The sequence below is a fragment of the Micromonospora sp. NPDC049662 genome (genome assembly GCF_040675055.1).
Lineage (GTDB): Bacteria > Actinomycetota > Actinomycetes > Mycobacteriales > Micromonosporaceae > Micromonospora.
The window spans coordinates 212,103-227,863 of sequence record NZ_JBFAOC010000003.1 but is presented as its reverse complement, the minus strand read 5'-3'; the positions used below and the strand labels follow the sequence as shown (position 1 = coordinate 227,863).

Here is a 15,761-nt window from a genome sequence, read left to right as displayed (position 1 = left end):
GCCGGTCGGTCGTGCGTTCCGGATACCCTCGCTGGAGGCATCGTCGTAGCTGCGGAAGGAGGGGAAGTCGCGTGGCGCGCAGCCGCAGGATGACGGTCAGCACCGACGTTCAGGGACACACCGCCGGTTGGGCGGAGACCGACCTGGCGTCGGTCACCCCGCCCGCACCGGACCCGACCGCCGCCGCCTTCTTCGACGTCGACAACACGATGATGCAGGGCGCGTCGATCTACTGGTTCGCCCGGGGGCTCGCCGCCCGGAACTACTTCACGACCGCCGACCTGGCCCGCTTCGCCTGGCAGCAGCTCCGGTTCCGGTTGCTCGCCCGGGAACACGCGGGCGACATGTCCCAGGCGAAGGAGGCCGCGCTGGCCTTCGTCGAGGGGTGGCGGGTCGACGACGTGGAACGCCTCTCGGAGGAGATCTTCGACGAGCTGATGGCCCCCCGGATCTGGGCCGGTACCCGCCAGCTCGCCCAACGCCACCTGGACGCCGGCCAGCGCGTGTGGCTGGTCAGCGCCGCCCCGGTCGAGATCGGCCGGGTGATCGCCGCCCGACTCGGCCTGACCGGTGCGATCGGCACGGTGGCCGAGGTGCGGGCCGGGGCGTACACCGGGCGGTTGGTGGGCGATCTCATGCACGGGCCGGCGAAGGCCGAGGCGGTCACCCAGCTCGCCGCCGTGGAAGGGCTGGACCTGAGCCGCTGCGCGGCGTACAGCGACTCGGCCAACGACCTGCCGATGCTCTCCGCGGTGGGCCGGGCGGTCGCGGTCAACCCGGACGGCGCGCTGCTGCGGCAGGCCCGCCAGCGCGGCTGGGAGGTACGGGACTTCCGTACCGGCCGCCGAGCCGTCAAGATCGCCGTACCGTCGACGGCGGCGGCCGGGCTGGTCGCTGGCGCGGTCACCGCCGGCCTGGCCCTCCAGCGTCGCCGTCGCGCCGGCTGAGCGTCAGGGGCCGAACGGATCGGGTCGCCGTTCCAGCAGCGTGTGCAGGGTCTGCTGGATGGTCTCCCGCACCTGGTCGGCGAGGTTGAAGACGACCAGCGGATCGTCCGCCGAATCGGTCAGGTGGACGGTGGGGATCGGTGGGCAGAACTCGATCAGCCACTTGCTGGGCAGCGGCACCATCCCCAGCGGCCCGAGCCACGGAAAGGTCGGCGTGACCGGGAAGTACGGGAGCTTGAGCAGTCGCGCGAGGGGTTTGATGTCGGCGAGCATCGGATAGATCTCCTCGCCGCCGACGATGGCGACCGGAACGATCGGGGTGCCGGTGCGCAGCGCGGCCGAGACGAAGCCGCCCCGACCGAACCGTTGCAGCTTGTACCGGTCCGCGTAGAGCTTGCCGATGCCCTTGAACCCCTCGGGGAACACGCCGACCAGGTCGCCACCGCCGAGTAGCCGCTCGGCGTCCGGCTTGCAGGCCACCGTGCCGCCGGTCTTGCGGGCGATCTCCGACACCACCGGCATCCGAAACACCAGGTCGGCGCCGAGCAGGCGCAGGTAGCGGCGGGCCGGATGCTTGTCGTGCAGGGCCGCCGACAGGATCAACGCGTCCAGCGCCACGGTGCCGGAGTGGTTGCCGACCACCAGGGCGGGCCCGTCGCCGGGTACGTGCTCCACCCCGCTGACCTCGGTACGGAACCAGTCCCGGTAGAGCAGCCGCAGCAACGGGTGAAAGACCGCGTCCGTCAACTCCGGGTCGAAGCCGAACTCGTCGACCTCGTAGTCCCCGGCCAACCGTCGACGCAGGAACGCCAGGCCGTTGGCGACCCGGCGGTCCCACTGGTCCCCGGGCCGATCCGCCACCGCTGGCGCGGTGCCACCGCCGGAAGCCGGCGCGCTTGTGCCGCCGGGCGTCGGCGCGGTGCCACCGGAGGCGGGCGGGTTTCCGCTGGCCGGCTCGTCGGTGGCGCCGGTGTCGACCTCGTCGGCGGACGTACCCGCCGGGCCGTCGGTCGGCGTGTCGACCTCGTCAGCGGGTGTCGCGGTGGGCGCGAGCCGGGCCGCCGGGCGGTGGCCGTTGCGCCGCGCCGGCTCCGCATCCGGCACGGGCGGAACCAGCGGTACGTCGAACCGCCCGATCCCCTGCGGGTCCTGCCCCTGCCCGGTCACGATGTGCGCTCCCGAACCGCGGCACGGACCTGCCGGATGCCGTCCAGAACCAACTGTTCGGCGGCGGCCAACTGCCCCCGGCTGAGCACCGCCCTACCGTGGTGGGCGCGGATGAAGTCCTCGAACGCCTCGGCCGTGGAGCGCGGCGTGAAGCCGTACTCCTGCTCAAGGCGCGTGGTGTCGACGACCCGGCCGTGCACGAAGAGATCGACCTGGTCGAGGCCGTAGCGGCCGACCCCCATGGTGCGGGCCAGCGCCGCCGCGCCGGACAGCCCCGGCTCGAGCACCGGCACGGCCACCCGCCCGGCCCGCCGGATCGCCTGGGACAGCGACAGCACGCCCGGACCGGCGACGTTGTAGGTGCCCGGATGGTCTTCCACGATCGACCGGTGCAGCACCTCCAACGCGTCGTCGAAGTGCAGGAACTGCAGCCGGGGATCGCGGCCGAACACGGTCGGCACGAACGGCTGCGCGAAGTAGCGCGTCAGGGTCGTGTCGGCGGTCGAACCGATGAACGGGGCGAAACGCAGCACCGTCGCGGTCACGTCGGCCCGACGGCGACGGAAACCTCGGACGTACCCCTCGACGTCGAGGATGTCGCGGCCGAAACCGCCGCGCGGCACCTCGCGCGGCTCGGTCTCCTCGGTGAACACCGCCGGGTCGCGGAACGACACCCCGTACGCGGCGGTCGACGACCGGACCACGAGCTTGCGGAGGCGGGGCGCCCGCTGGCAGGCGGCGAGGAGCTGCATGGTCCCGATGACGTTCTGGTCCTTCATGGCCGACCGGCCACCGTGCTGCCGGTCGGGAGAGCTGACCAACGCGAGGTGGACCACCGCGTCGACGTCCAGATCGGCGAGGAGCCCACCGAGCGAAGCCGGGTCGACACGGATCCGCTCGACCCGGTCCAGCAGATCGGTGAACTCGGCGGCCGACTCCGGCGCGTCCACACCGATGACCCGCTCGATACGCGGATCGGCGGCCAGTCGGGCCGCCACGTGGGCGCCCAGGTAACGACCGACCCCGGTCACGACGACGACCCCCGGAGCACCTGGGGTGCTACCGGGGGTCATCTGACGCACCTACCCCGACAGGCGGGATCGAGCCGGGACGACCACGGCCTGATCACCTGAGCCTCCGGAGGTCGACAGTTTGGCAAGCGACGCTGCCGGGCAGAGCCCGGCGCCGGTCACTTGCCGAGACGGCGACGCTGGACGCGGGTCTTACGCAGCAGCTTGCGGTGCTTCTTCTTAGCCATGCGCTTACGGCGCTTCTTGACCACCGAGCCCATACGACAGCCTTTCGATACAACGTGCGGGGCGGACCGGATGACACCACGCAGGTGACGACGGAGACCGCATGCGGACAACGGACCGGACCAGTCTGGGCGGCGGGGCGCACCGGCAGGGTCTCGGTCGCGCTCCAGGGTAGCCGCAGAGCCTCAGCAGGACCAACGCGCCCCCGTCCATGACGCCTAGGGGGCGCTCAATCGGCCGTCCGGTGGCTCAGGCGGTTTCCTGAAAGGCGCCTCGCAGGTATTCGTGCACCGCGTGCTCGGGCACCCGGAACGACCGGCCCACCCGGACCGCGGTCAGCTCACCGCTGTGCACGAGACGATAGACCGTCATCTTCGACACCCGCATGACCGTCGCCACCTCCGCGACGGTCAGGAACTTGACCTCCGACAGCCGTCCGTCGGACTGCGACCCGGCCATGGCTCACCGACCCATCCCATGCCCGGCGCGGGCCAACCCGACGGATGCTCCGGGCCGGGCGGCGACGCGCGTGTTACCAGTACGGTAGCGGGGCCGCTGTGACCGGCGCGATCCCTTCGTACAACTGATCATGTTTCGGTGGTCGGTTCACCCGATCCGACCGGCCGTTATCTCCCCGGCTGCGTCCGTCGTCCGGTTGCTCACTCGGCACGCAGCGCCACCACGGTTGCTCACTCGGCGCGCAGCGCCACCACGGTTGCTCACTCGGCGCGCAGCGCCACCACCGGGTCGAGCCGGCCGGCGCGCTGCGCGGGAACCACGCCGAAGACGATCCCCACCGCCGCCGACACACCGAAGGCCAGCGCCAGCGACCACCACGTGATCGCGGCGGGGATCGGTGACAACGCGTCCACCAGCAGGGCGGTACCCACGCCCAGCGCCATCCCGGTCAGCCCGCCGATGGTGGTGAGCAGCACCGCCTCCAGCAGGAACTGCACGCCGATGTCGCGGGGTCGGGCGCCGACGGCCTTGCGCAGCCCGATCTCCCGGGTCCGCTCGCGGACGCTGACCAGCATGATGTTGGAGACGCCGACGCCGCCGACGAGCAGCGAGATGCCGGCGATGGCGGCGAGCACACCGGTGAGTACGCCGAGGATGTCGCCGAGCACACCGAGGATCTGCTGCTGCGTGACCGCGCTGAACTCGGTGTCCGGGTGCCGGCGGTTCAGCTCCGCGACGATGCGTTCGCCCAGCTCGTCGATCCGTTCCCGGTCGGGCGCCTTGACGGCGATGCCGTCCACCCGCTGGGTGCCCCAGAGGCGCTGCGCGGCGGTCACCGGTACGTGCACCTCGTCGTCCCGGTCGACGCCGAGACTCTGCCCGAGGGGCGCGAACACGCCGATGACCCGGAACCGTACGCCGGCGAGGGTCACCTGCTGGCCCAGCGGATCGCGGTCGGGGAACAACGCGCGGGCCACCGAGTCGCCGAGCACCGCGACCCGCCGGCTGGTGTCCACGTCCGTGCCGGTGAGATAGCGGCCCCGGGCCAACGAGCGGGTGAACACCGTCGGCGTGGTCTCCAGCACGCCCTGGACGGTGGTGAAGTCCGAGCGCGCGCCGGCCCGCGCGGTCGCCCCCGAGGCGACGGTGACCGCGACCCGCTGGGGATCGCCGACGACGCGGGAGACCGCCTCGGCGTCCTTGAGCGTCAACGGCGAGACCACCGGCGCGGTGCCCACCTCGATCTTGCCGGGGACCACCAGCAGCAGGTTGGAGCCGAGCCCCTCGACCTGCTGCTCCACCTTCTGCTTCGTGCCGGTGCCGATGGCGACCAGCAACACCACCGACGCGACACCGATGATCACGCCGAGCATGGTGAGCGAGCTGCGCAGCCGATTGGCGCGCAACGCGTCCAGCGCGACCCGCCACGCCTCGGCGACCCTCACGCCGCACCGTCCTCGGGCTCGTCGCGGTTTGGGCCGGGGTCGAGCGGAAGGCGTCCGGTGGCTCCGGCGGCGCCACCGGAGCCACCGGACGGGTGCCCCGGGCCGTTTCCGGACACGGACCGGGGCTCCGCGCTGGGAGCGGGCACCAGTGTCTCAGGTCGACCGTGATCGACGGACGGCGGTCGATCATGAAGGACGTCGGCGCTGTCCGCCACCACCACACCGTCGCGCATGGTGATCCGGCGGGCGGCCCGCGCCGCCACCTCCTGGTCGTGGGTGACCATCACCAGCGCCACCCCGGACTCCGCGTTCAACCGCTCCAACAGTTCCAGGACGGCCGCGCCGGTCACACTGTCCAGGTTGCCGGTCGGCTCGTCGGCCAGCAGCACCGTCGGCTCGGTGACCAGCGCGCGGGCGATGGCGACCCGCTGCTGCTCGCCACCGGACATCTGGTTGGGCCGGTGGTCCAGCCGGTGCCCGAGACCGACCCGGCCCAGCATCGCCGCCGCCCGCTCCCGGCGCTGCCGGGCCGACACCCCCCGATAGACCAGCGGCAACGCCACGTTCTCCACCGCCGACGTACGCGGCAGCAGGTGGAACGCCTGGAACACGAAGCCGATCGTCTCGTTGCGCAGGGCGGCCATCTCCGGCGGCGAGAGGGTGTTGACGTCCCGCCCGCCGATCACCAACCGTCCACCGGTCGGCCGGTCGAGACCGCCCAGCAGGTGCATGAGCGTGGACTTGCCGGAGCCGGACGGCCCCACCAGCGCCACGTAGTCCCCCGGCTGCACGGTCAGCGAGACCCCGCGCAGCGCCTCGACCGACACCCCGTCGAGCTGGTACGTGCGCGACACGTCCACCGCCTCGATTGCCGGCGGGGTGTCGCTCACCGCACCTCCTGACCGTCGCGCACCTGGTCGGTGCCGCGCACCACGATGCGGTCGCCGGCCTGGACGCCGTTGAGGATCTGCACCAGGTCGGACCCCTGGACGCCCACGGTCACCGGCGCGCGGTCGGCCTTTCCGTCGCGGACCACCCACACGGCGTCCCGACCGTCGGCGGAGAAGACGGCCGAGGCGGGGACGGTCACCGCGTCGGCCGCCTCCCGTACGCGCAGGTGCACGATCGCGTTCATGCCGGGACGGGGCGTGGGGGCGGGCTCGTCCTCGGCCAGCTTTCCCGCGCCCAGCGCGAGGCGTACCCGATAGGTGACCCCGCCCTGCGCGGAGCTGGTGGGGAGCACGTCGACCGAGCGGACCGTGGCGTCGTAGCTGGCTCCGGTCACGGCGTCCAGCTCGACGGTGGCGGTCACGCCGGGCTTGACCAGCAGCACGTCGGTCTCGTCGACGTCGGCGAGCAGTCCGAGCTGCCCGGTGTCCACGATGGTCAGCACGGGCGTGCCGGCGGTGACCTGACCGCCGACCACGACGGCGTCGTCGACGCCGGCCGGCGGGCCGCCCTGCGCCGGTGACAGGGCCGACGGGTCGATCCCGGCCCCACCGGCCTGTTCCAACAGCCCGGCCAGGCCGCCGCTCGGGCCACCGCCGGCCCGGGTGCCGCCCGGCTGCACCACCCCGCCGATGGGGGCGCGCAGGGTCAACGCGTCGACGGTCGCCTTGGCCAGGTCGTACGCCTGCTGGGCCTGTAGCCGTTGCGCCGCGGACAGCGAGCCGACGGCGGAGTTCAACCCGCTGATCCCCCGCTGCACCGCGCGGACGGCCTCGTCGGCGCTCTGCGCGGCGGCGGCGTACTGCCGCTGGGCGGACGTCACCTGGGCCAGCAGCGCGTCCCGCAACTGCTGGTCGGCAATCTTCTCGGCGGCCTTGCGAGCGGCGTCGAACGCCTCGTCGGCGGCCTTGTCGGTGCCCCGCCGGCTGCTGGTCAGGTTGCCGGTGGAGACACCCCGGCCGGCGCGCTTCGCGGCGTCCAGCGCCTCCTTCGCCTGGCGCAGCCGGGCCTGGGCCGACGGGGACGCGACCACCGCGAGCACCTGACCGCGCTTCACCCGCTGTCCAGGCTGGACCCGCAGGCTGGCCAGGGTGCCGCCGGCGGGCGAGGTGAGGCTGGCGGCGGCGCGGGCCGTCACCGTCGCCGGAGCGTCGATCACCTCGCTGACCGGGCTACGGGCGGCCGCGGCGAGCGCGACCGGCGGTTGGTCGTCACCGCAGGACGCGGCGGTGGTGGCGGTGAGGACGGCGACGGCGGTCAGGGCGATGAGCAGGCGGGGCCGCGTGGCGCTTGCGGGCCTCGGCAGGTCGGGGCTGCGCATCCACTCATCCTATGGGGCTGGCCGTGGCAACCTTAGCGGCCGAGCAGCAGGTGCAGCCGACTCAACTGACTGAGGCTCTGGCTTCGAAATCGACCGCCGTACCGATCGAAATGAAGGGGCAGCGCCAGCCATGTTCAACAGGCGCTCAGACGTTACAGTCCGTCACTATAGCAATGTCCATGTATATCAATGATCCGTTGACATCAACGTCGACAGCAACCGACGCAGACGCCGTCAACCACCGGCACACGTTCGCGGCAAACGCCAGCCCGGCCACCTTCGCGCTGACTACCAGATCATGTTACGAGCGGGTGCATCAACAACGCTGGAGAAGCCTGCCCTTGATCTTGGAAATCGCGTCAGATGGAGGACCAGACTTTGTGAAATCCCCTCCTTAAAACTCACCCCACGCCGATTGAGCGCTAGATCCAACTGTGAATGCCCTGGCTTCCGTTTCGTCAAATATTGCCACCAGGCCATCTGGCAGATACCCGAGGTCATCACCACTCATTTCGCCGAGCGCGACGACAGCCGACCGACCATGGGAAAAGTCGAAGCGCATTGACCAAAGCGCTTCCGGGCATCCTTCGTTAGGAACGTGAAAAGCGCCCACTATATTCGCGATTGTCTCTCCAAGCAACGGCCGCCACTCCGGCGTTGCGCTTACGTCGAGGAAGTCGACGCCGCCAAACTCCCCGGCAAGAGAATCCGTCAAGAGACCAACGCCCAGCCCTTCGTTTAGCCCTTGCATTTCCCAGCGCACCACGAGTGACCCTCCCCCCTCCAGGGAGAACTTGAGCGCCATGTCAATCTCATGAACAGTGTCGTGACGATGCCCATTCGGCCACTCGCCACCAGATACAGGCTGATAGCCGACGGCCGAAACATTTTGGCCGACCACCTTTGCAGCGAGCACATCGAAAGCTCTTGGCTGCCCAGCAGCAAGATCCCACGGGAGGATGATCTTGTCCATTAATACCGCCCAAAGTATTGGAATGCGCCATTCTGATCAAAGGTAGCACCAAAACCTCGCTGGCCTGTTGGCCCCGGCATTGTGTACCTCGTCCCGCCCCGAAAACCTCCGCTAGTGACTGGAGAGCTTGTCGTCGCCGGGTTTGTCAGAATGTCGTCCAAGAGATTCTGGCCTGCCTCATCCAACTGCGCACCAGGAACGGCATCCAATTCACCACGATCCATGTGCTTTTGATACGCCCGACCTGCCGCCGTCCTACCACCCTTAGCGGCCCGCTGCCCGCTTTGCGACAGCGCAGTCAGGTCCGGAGTGCATGGTCCTGTGTTGTGCACGAGGACCGGGGTTTTGCCGGCGAGCACATAGTACGTGTGGATGCCATCAACGGTTAGGTTGTAAGCGAGGGCGGCGTGGACAGTGTCGGGGCGGAGGCCCACCGCCAATCGGGTTCGGCCGTCCGATGACAACACGAGGTCGCCCGCGTCGAGCTCGTCAGCCCGCTGCCACTCCCGGTCTGTCTGGTTCCAGAACGGATGATCCTCGGTCGTGGTGATCACCGCGCCAACCAGCTGGAGCTCGATGAGATCGTCCTGGTGGACCCAGACATGAGTGATGACTCGGGGACCCTGCTCACCGGTCTCCGGGTCCGCCGCCATCACCTCGTCTCCGGCCTCCAACTCATCCAGTCGCTTGGTGGCGCCATCGGCCATCAGGACTTCGGTTTCACCGCTGAAGCTCATGCAGCCGCAGTTACAGCCACCGCCGCGACCAGGACGCCCACCCTGTAGTCCCGTACGGGCCGCGGCGTTGGCCGCGCCGATCGCACCGCTCTGGAACATCTCGTCTGCTGGCAAGGTCGCTGCCAAGATGTCGACGTACGGGCTGTAGAGCTGCTCGATCCACTCCTGGCAGCCGCCCGGCCGTCCCATGTCGTGGCAGATGTTCATGGCGAGCGCGCGCTCGTCCTGCGCCTCGAGTAGGTCGTTGCTGAAGGCCGACGCCGAAAGCCACTCGGCACGCTGATCGTTCCACCGGCGGGCGAACTCCTCCAGCGGCACCGTTTCGGGCACCACGATCACTTTTCCGAGGACTCGGGGATGCTCCCGCTTCCGGTCCCTGGTGCTCGTCTTGCCGTTCGCGTCGCCCCACGCGATGTTCGCCTCAGTGCCGCAGCCACCCGGGCAGCCGCCGGCACCCCGACCGTCGCCCTCCTTCAGCGGACGCGGGTCGTAACCGCGGCAGTCGTACTCCCGGCAGTCGGCGGGGATCAGACCGTCCGGGTCGCTCATCGTGACCGGGGAGTTGTTGGCGTAGGAGTAACCATTCCACTGCTGCGGATCGGCCGGGTCCTGCAACGGGTCCACCGAGACGAACCGACCAATTGTCGGGTCGTAGTTGCGGGCGCTGACCTGGGTCAGGCCGGTGTTCGTGTTGAGTGGCTGGTTGAGGAAGCCGCGGTTGTCCGGTGCCGTGACGGTGGAGCCGCGCGGCGCGCCGTACGGGGTGTACTGCCGCCAGGTCGGCACCTGGGCCGTGTTGTTCAGGTAGAGGCTGGGCGTGCCCTGGTGGTCGGGGATGGTGAACCCGTACGCGTTGCCACTACCCGTGCGGTAGGCCATCGCGCCGCTCGGCAGCGGGTAGTAGCGGGTGCCGCTGAGCGCCTGGGTATTGGTGTTGAGGGTGATCTGCTGACCGGGCAGGTAGAGGGTGGTGACCCCCGGGTCCTTCTGGATCAGCAGGTTGCCGTCGGCGTCGTACAGGAAAGAGCTGTTGCCGTCCGTGCCGCCGGTCACCGACGCCAACTCACCCGCGTCGTCCCAGTTCAGGGTCTGGGTGCCCTGTCCGGCCTTGCGGGTGGTCATGTTGCCCGCGTCGTCGTAGCCGTACGACGTGCTGCCGGTGAGCCCACCGGTGGTGGTGGTGCTCGTCAACGTGTGCGGCTGGCCCTTGGCGTTGCCGTCGTAGGTGTAGCCGGTGGTGGTGTCGTTACCCCCGGTCAGTGAGTACTGGGTCTGGCTGCTCCGGTTGCCGAGCGGGTCGACGCTCCACTCGGTCCAGTAGGCGCTGGTGGCGCCGATGCCGCTGCCGACCATGGCCCGGTTACCGACGGTCGGCGCGACGGCGCAACCGTCGGTCGCCGTCCACGCCTTGGTGAGCCGCCGCAGTGCGTCGTACCGGTAGCACTCCGTCTCGGAGACCGTCGTCGGCTCGTAACGGGTGTTGACCGTCTTCGTGATGTTGCCGTACGTGTCGTACTCGTAGCTCTGCTTGTCGACGTCCGTGGTCGTGGTCGTCGTCTTGGTCACCAGTTGCTGATTCAGCCGCCCGTTGTGATCGTCGTAGATGTTGACGATGGAGGCCACGCTCGGCGGGAGGCCGAGCACGTTGCGGGTGATCCGACCCCAGGCGTCGTAGTCCGCGGACGCGCTGTAGCCGGCCAGCCCCGCGGTGACGGTCGGCAGGTCCAGGATTCCGCTGTAGCTACGGATAACGGTTTCGGCAGGCAGGTTGCCGCGCGCCGGATAGGTGTCGGTGAGGGGGATTCCGATCGTTGCCGAGTAGGTGTGCCCGAACGCGTACGTGTTGCCGAGCGCCCCCTCGACGGCGGGAATGGTGATCGTCTCGCCCTTCGAGTTGCCGAAGGAGTCGAAGTTGATCCACTGGGTGCTGTACTCGGCGCCGTTGCGGAAGGCGGTCGCGGTGGTCAGCTTGCCGATCGCGTTCGTGATCGACGCCGCGTTGTTGTCGTTGTCGTACACCCAGGCGGCCAGCTTGTTGCTGGCCGACTGCGCCGACGTCGGCGCGGCGAAGCTCGCCGTGCGACGGTTGATCTTGTCGAAGGTGGCCGAGGTGGTCTTGCCACGGCCGTCCGTCGACTCGATGACGTTGCCGGCGCCGTCATAGCGCATGCTGCTGGTGCCGGCGTCCGGGTCGTCCTTGCCGGTCACCCGACCCAGCAGGTTGTACGTGGTGGTCCACACGTTGCCGGCACTGTCGGTCAGGGTCGACTGGTTGCCGTGGCCGTCGTACCCGTAGCTGCTGTCTACCGTGGTACCGCCGGTCAAGCGGTACAGGCCGGTGAAGGAGTTACTCGGCGACACCAGCGCCGGCGCGGCCGTGTACTGGAGTTGCTTCTCCAGCCGGCCCATCGGGTCGTTGACGGTCGCGGTGACGGTGCCGCCGGTCGGCGGGATGACCGTCGTGCGGTCCCCGTTGTACACGGTCCTGGTCGACGATTTCACCACGCCGTCGCGTGCGCTCTCGGCCAGGATGACCCGGCCGAGCCCGTCGTAGGTGTTGTAGGTCTGGTTCAGGGCCTTCTTGACCAACGAGTCCGTGTACGACGGCGTGGTGTTCGGCCCGGTGGAGGCGTCCCACCAGCCGTTGTAGGTCGCCCGCACCCAACCCCGACTGTCGTAGAACGAGTCGGAGATCATCCGACCACCCGGGTTCGTGTCCGACTGGGTCTGCCGCACCCGGTAGAGGGCGTCGTAGATGGTGGTCGAGGTCCGGTACGAGTTGTTCTTGTTGAGGGTTTCGGTCGTCGTGGCGGTCACCCCGGTGTTCGACACCGCGTAGCTGTGCTTCACGTTCGCCAGCGCGCTCGTGGGCCGGGACGCCAGCCAGACCGCCGTCAACCGACCGAGCGCGTCGTACTGGGTGCTGGTGACCACCCCGTTGGCGTCGGTGCTGCTCGTGGGCAGATTGCGCAGCGTGGTGATGGTCGTGGAGGTGGCGTGACCCTCCGCGTTCTCCAACTTCATGCCGGTGGTCAGACCGGCCGTATTGTCGGTGTAGGTGGTGATGGTCTTGTTGCCGTTACCGTCCCAGCTTCCGGTCACCCGCCCGTACGCGTCGAACTCGGCCTTGTCGGTGGTCTGGTAGACGTACGCACCGGAGACCCAGTCGGACGCCTTGCGAACCATCGTGACGTTGCCCCGCGTCGGGGCGGCCTGCGGAAACGCCTCCGCGAACTGCGTGTCGTCGTAGTAGGTCCGAACGTGCGAGACGACCTGCGCCGGCCGGCTGACCGTGGTCGGGGCGGCCAGCGTGTTGGTGCTGCCCGGCACCGAGGCCGGCGAGCCGGCGCGGAAGCCGGCGCAGGCCACCGACACCGTCTCGATCTGGCTGGTCAGGCCGACCAGGTTGAGACCGGTGTTGGCCGCGGCGTACGTCGTGCTCGTACACCGGTCGTAGGTGGGATTCGCCGGCACAGTGTGGTCGTACGAGTGTTGCAACAGCCCGAAGGTCGGCGAGCTGATCGACGAGTCGTACGACATGTCGGACTGGCTGTACCGCCAGGTGGTGCTGGCGCCGGAGGTGACGGCCTGCCGCCGCCACGTCTGCACCGGCGCGGTGAACGTCGCGGTCAGGTCCGGGAGTCCGGTGCGGCTCCGGGTCGCGGTCGCGTCCGAAACCCAGTACGAGGTGACCGTCGAGCTGTCGACCGGGCCGCCGTCGCCCAGGTACGAGGTGGTCTCCAGAGCACGACCAGCGAGCTGGTCGACGTCCTCGTGGACCCCTCCCGCGCTGTCGGTGACGGTGGCGACCGCGGTGCTGTTGTTCTTGCTCATGCCCCGGTAGTAGGTGGTCTCGGCCAACGTGCGGGGGTCGTTCACGCCGTCACCGTTGCGTACACGGACCTTGCCGTACCCACGGAACTGGCCGTAGGTGCGGTACTTGGCCTTGACCACCTCGTTGTCGTCGTAGTGCCAGGCAGCGCCGTCGAGGTATTGGTAACTGGTGGAGGTGGCTGGCGCACCGCCGGTCGGGTCGGTCGAGGTGACCCGGGTGACGGCGTACTTGTTGAACCAGTCGCGGATCTGGTCCGGCAACCCCTCCGGGGTCCAGTAGACCGGGTAGCAGGACTTGGTGTTGGTGGCGGGACTGATCGTCACCGGCGTCGTGCAGGGTTCGGGCAGCTCGTAGCTGGGCGAGACGACCGAGCCGGTCTCGGTGGTGATCGTCGCGATGCGCTGCCGGTAGAACGAGGGGTAGCCGCTCCTGACCTCCACGCGGTTGGGGAGCTTAATGCCGGTGAACGACACCGAGGGCAGGGTGATGGCGCTGGTCGAGCCGCCGGAGGTGGTGTCACGCCCGGTACGGGTGATCGACGTCAGCCACAGCGTCGGCGCGGTGCCGTCACCTGTCGCCGGCATCGTGTGCGCGAGGGCGTAGGAATCGACCTTCTTGTACGGAGTGGTGCTGGTGTCGTACTGCTGGGTCTCGATCGAGGCCAACCGCACGGTGGAGAAGAAGGACGGGCTCCACGCCTTGCAGTCGGTGCCGGAGTTGCAGACGAGGTCGAACGGGACGTCCGGCCAGTTCGCCTTGTTCGCCTCGTTCAACGGCTTGCAAGTGCCCGACAGGCAACGGTCGTCGGTGTTGAACACCACCTGGTTGGGGACGATGCCGTACGCGCCGTTGTCACGGAAGCCGTAGTCGATCCGGGCCAGGTTGCTGTCCCGGATGTACATCACGTCCGTGGCGCCCTCGTTGCGCCCGTAGTAGTTGGTGGCCTGGTTGTAGTAGTAGGCCATCGCATTGCCGTGGACGTCCTTGACGTAGTCGAGGTTCCACCGGTACGCCATCGTGCAGACCGACGAGCTGAAGCCTGCCGAGTCGTAACAGGGGTCGCCGGAGTGCGCCGAGTAGACCGGGACGTAGTCGACCGACTTGGTCTCGGGCTTGTTGGTGGTCCACCCGGGCAGGCGGTTGCGACCGAACTCGTAGACCGTGCCGTCCCGTTCGGTCACCCGCCAGTAGTCGGTGTCCTCGGTACCGCTGCCGTTGCCCGAGTTCATTACCCGGGTGACCACGGCACCGGTGTCGTTCTGCACCTTCCAGGTGTCCTTGGCGGAGTCCCAGATGAGCGAACTCGACGATCCGTTCAACGCGATGGTGAGGATCGGGCCGGCGTAGCACCGGTCGTTCGTCTTGACCGGCGACGGGCTGCCACCCGGGTCGTCCGAGCAGGAGACGAAGGTCTGCTCGACGTACGACTTCGGGGTGGTCCAACCGTCGCCGACCCACGACGCCTGCGCGTTGGTGGCCACGGTCTGGCCGTCGACACTTGCGGAGTCGTAGGAGAGAGCCAGTTGCGGCACGAGCTTCGACCGGGTCGGCGGCACGGTCAACGGGTACGAGTAGGTGAAGGAGCCGGTACTGCCACCCGCGCTCCACGAGCCGGACGGCTTCAGGTCGGTCGCCGCGTATGTGCCGCCCTTGCCGCCCTCTTCGCCAACACCGGCGACGGCGGCGAGGACCATCGCCGGGGCGGCCGAGCGACTGTCGCCGCCGACAGTCGTCAGCGGCACCTCGGCCGACACCGACTTGGCCGCCTGATCGTTCGTGGAAGGCACCCGGATCGGCGTCCGGCAGGCGGCGAGCGAGGGCGTGGTGAGCGCACATGCCGGCAGTTGCACGAGCCGAAGACGGGACCCGTAGTTGCCGCCGTACGCCTCGGTGAACTCGGCATAGTCGACGCCGACATGCACGGAGCCGCTGGCGCGTTCACTGTCCGTCGGAGTCAGCGACAGCAATACGCCGTCCACGCCGGCGGCCTCGGTGGTCGCCCGGTCCGCGATCTGGACCCGCATCTGCCGGGGTCCGGCGTAACGACCACCCTTCGCGACCGGCGCCACCCATACCGGGGTGCCCGCGGCACGGGTGCTCCCCGGTGCCGCGGTGCGGGTCGCCGAAGCCGAGCCGACCAGCTCCACCGTGGCCGACGCGGCCTTCGGCCATGCCGTCCGCGACGGTCGATGGGTCGACTTCGCCTGGTCAGGTGGGGTAACGAAGTGCGTGGGCAACGGCTTGACGCCGGTCACGGATCGCCCGGGCGACATGGGCGGCAGCTTGGACAGGCCGCCGTCATCGGGCTTCGCGACCGCTGGCGTCCCGGTCAGCAGGCTGGCCATCAGCGACGTCGCCGCAGTAAGCGCCACCAGACGTCTGGGCCCTGTGACCAAACGTAATCCCCCGTGCCCGACCATTGCACCCTCACCTCTGCGAGATCCGGAAAAACACGCAGGGTGTTACGTCGCGCACCCCCGTGGCGCGATCAATGTTTCACGTCGGCTCCGCACCAATGGTCACAGGAAGATAACGAATGACCGAGGTCGGACCGGCAAATCCAACGCAGTGAGTTCCAAAGGGGCATCTCTGCGTGACACACGTCGTTCCGCGCAGGCGGCCAGGCTGGTTCACTGCTGCCGCCCACCCGGACGTACCCACGTCCGCCGGACG

Annotated in this window: 10 protein-coding genes; 1 reads left to right on the top strand and 9 read right to left on the bottom strand. The window is 69.2% G+C overall.

Annotated features, from left to right (window positions below; genetic code table 11):
- The first annotated feature begins 89 nt into the window (after positions 1-89).
- Complete coding sequence (locus AB0J36_RS04225; RefSeq protein ID WP_357172764.1) at positions 90-947, top strand: HAD-IB family hydrolase; 858 nt, start codon at positions 90-92, stop codon at positions 945-947.
- A gap of 3 nt (positions 948-950) precedes the next feature.
- On the opposite strand, the gene AB0J36_RS04220 is transcribed toward AB0J36_RS04225, so the two are convergent.
- The 9 genes from AB0J36_RS04220 to AB0J36_RS04180 form a co-directional block, all read right to left on the bottom strand.
- Complete coding sequence (locus tag AB0J36_RS04220) at positions 951-1,808, bottom strand: lysophospholipid acyltransferase family protein (protein ID WP_363660107.1); 858 nt, start codon at positions 1,806-1,808, stop codon at positions 951-953.
- 302 nt (positions 1,809-2,110) lie between these two features.
- Entirely contained in the window at positions 2,111-3,187 is a 1,077-nt protein-coding gene (locus tag AB0J36_RS04215) for an NAD-dependent epimerase/dehydratase family protein (RefSeq protein WP_357172339.1), read from the bottom strand.
- 116 nt (positions 3,188-3,303) lie between these two features.
- The gene (locus AB0J36_RS04210) at positions 3,304-3,405 is read right to left on the bottom strand and encodes an AURKAIP1/COX24 domain-containing protein (RefSeq protein WP_007465623.1); all 102 of its coding nucleotides are present in this window, start codon (positions 3,403-3,405) and stop codon (positions 3,304-3,306) included.
- A 214-nt stretch (positions 3,406-3,619) separates the two neighbouring features.
- The gene (locus tag AB0J36_RS04205) at positions 3,620-3,829 is read right to left on the bottom strand and encodes a helix-turn-helix domain-containing protein (RefSeq protein ID WP_007465625.1); all 210 of its coding nucleotides are present in this window, start codon (positions 3,827-3,829) and stop codon (positions 3,620-3,622) included.
- 260 nt (positions 3,830-4,089) lie between these two features.
- Positions 4,090-5,274: an ABC transporter permease gene (locus tag AB0J36_RS04200; RefSeq protein WP_357129170.1), complete on the bottom strand. Its 1,185-nt coding sequence runs from the start codon at positions 5,272-5,274 to the stop codon at positions 4,090-4,092.
- Positions 5,271-6,164, bottom strand: coding sequence for an ABC transporter ATP-binding protein (locus AB0J36_RS04195; RefSeq protein ID WP_357129167.1), 894 nt, complete (start codon positions 6,162-6,164; stop codon positions 5,271-5,273). Before AB0J36_RS04195 ends, AB0J36_RS04200 begins: the two co-directional genes overlap by 4 nt.
- On the bottom strand, positions 6,161-7,543 hold the full coding sequence (locus tag AB0J36_RS04190; RefSeq protein WP_363660105.1) for an efflux RND transporter periplasmic adaptor subunit: 1,383 nt from the start codon (positions 7,541-7,543) through the stop codon (positions 6,161-6,163). The genes AB0J36_RS04195 and AB0J36_RS04190 overlap by 4 nt, the downstream gene beginning before the upstream one ends.
- A 394-nt stretch (positions 7,544-7,937) precedes the next feature.
- Entirely contained in the window at positions 7,938-8,516 is a 579-nt protein-coding gene (locus tag AB0J36_RS04185; protein WP_357129161.1) for a hypothetical protein, read from the bottom strand.
- Positions 8,516-15,460: an RHS repeat-associated core domain-containing protein gene (locus tag AB0J36_RS04180; RefSeq protein ID WP_363660104.1), complete on the bottom strand. Its 6,945-nt coding sequence runs from the start codon at positions 15,458-15,460 to the stop codon at positions 8,516-8,518. The genes AB0J36_RS04185 and AB0J36_RS04180 overlap by 1 nt, the downstream gene beginning before the upstream one ends.
- Between the last annotated feature and the right edge of the window lie 301 nt (positions 15,461-15,761).

What these genes read in the sequence shown, in the direction of transcription:
- AB0J36_RS04225 (WP_357172764.1), top strand. Translation starts at nt 90, where the DNA reads ATGACGGTCAGCACCGACGTTCAGGGACACACCGCCGGTTGGGCGGAG.
- AB0J36_RS04215 (WP_357172339.1), bottom strand. Translation starts at nt 3,187, where the DNA reads ATGACCCCCGGTAGCACCCCAGGTGCTCCGGGGGTCGTCGTCGTGACC.
- AB0J36_RS04210 (WP_007465623.1), bottom strand. Translation starts at nt 3,405, where the DNA reads ATGGGCTCGGTGGTCAAGAAGCGCCGTAAGCGCATGGCTAAGAAGAAG.
- AB0J36_RS04205 (WP_007465625.1), bottom strand. Translation starts at nt 3,829, where the DNA reads ATGGCCGGGTCGCAGTCCGACGGACGGCTGTCGGAGGTCAAGTTCCTG.
- AB0J36_RS04190 (WP_363660105.1), bottom strand. Translation starts at nt 7,543, where the DNA reads ATGCGCAGCCCCGACCTGCCGAGGCCCGCAAGCGCCACGCGGCCCCGC.
- AB0J36_RS04185 (WP_357129161.1), bottom strand. Translation starts at nt 8,516, where the DNA reads ATGGACAAGATCATCCTCCCGTGGGATCTTGCTGCTGGGCAGCCAAGA.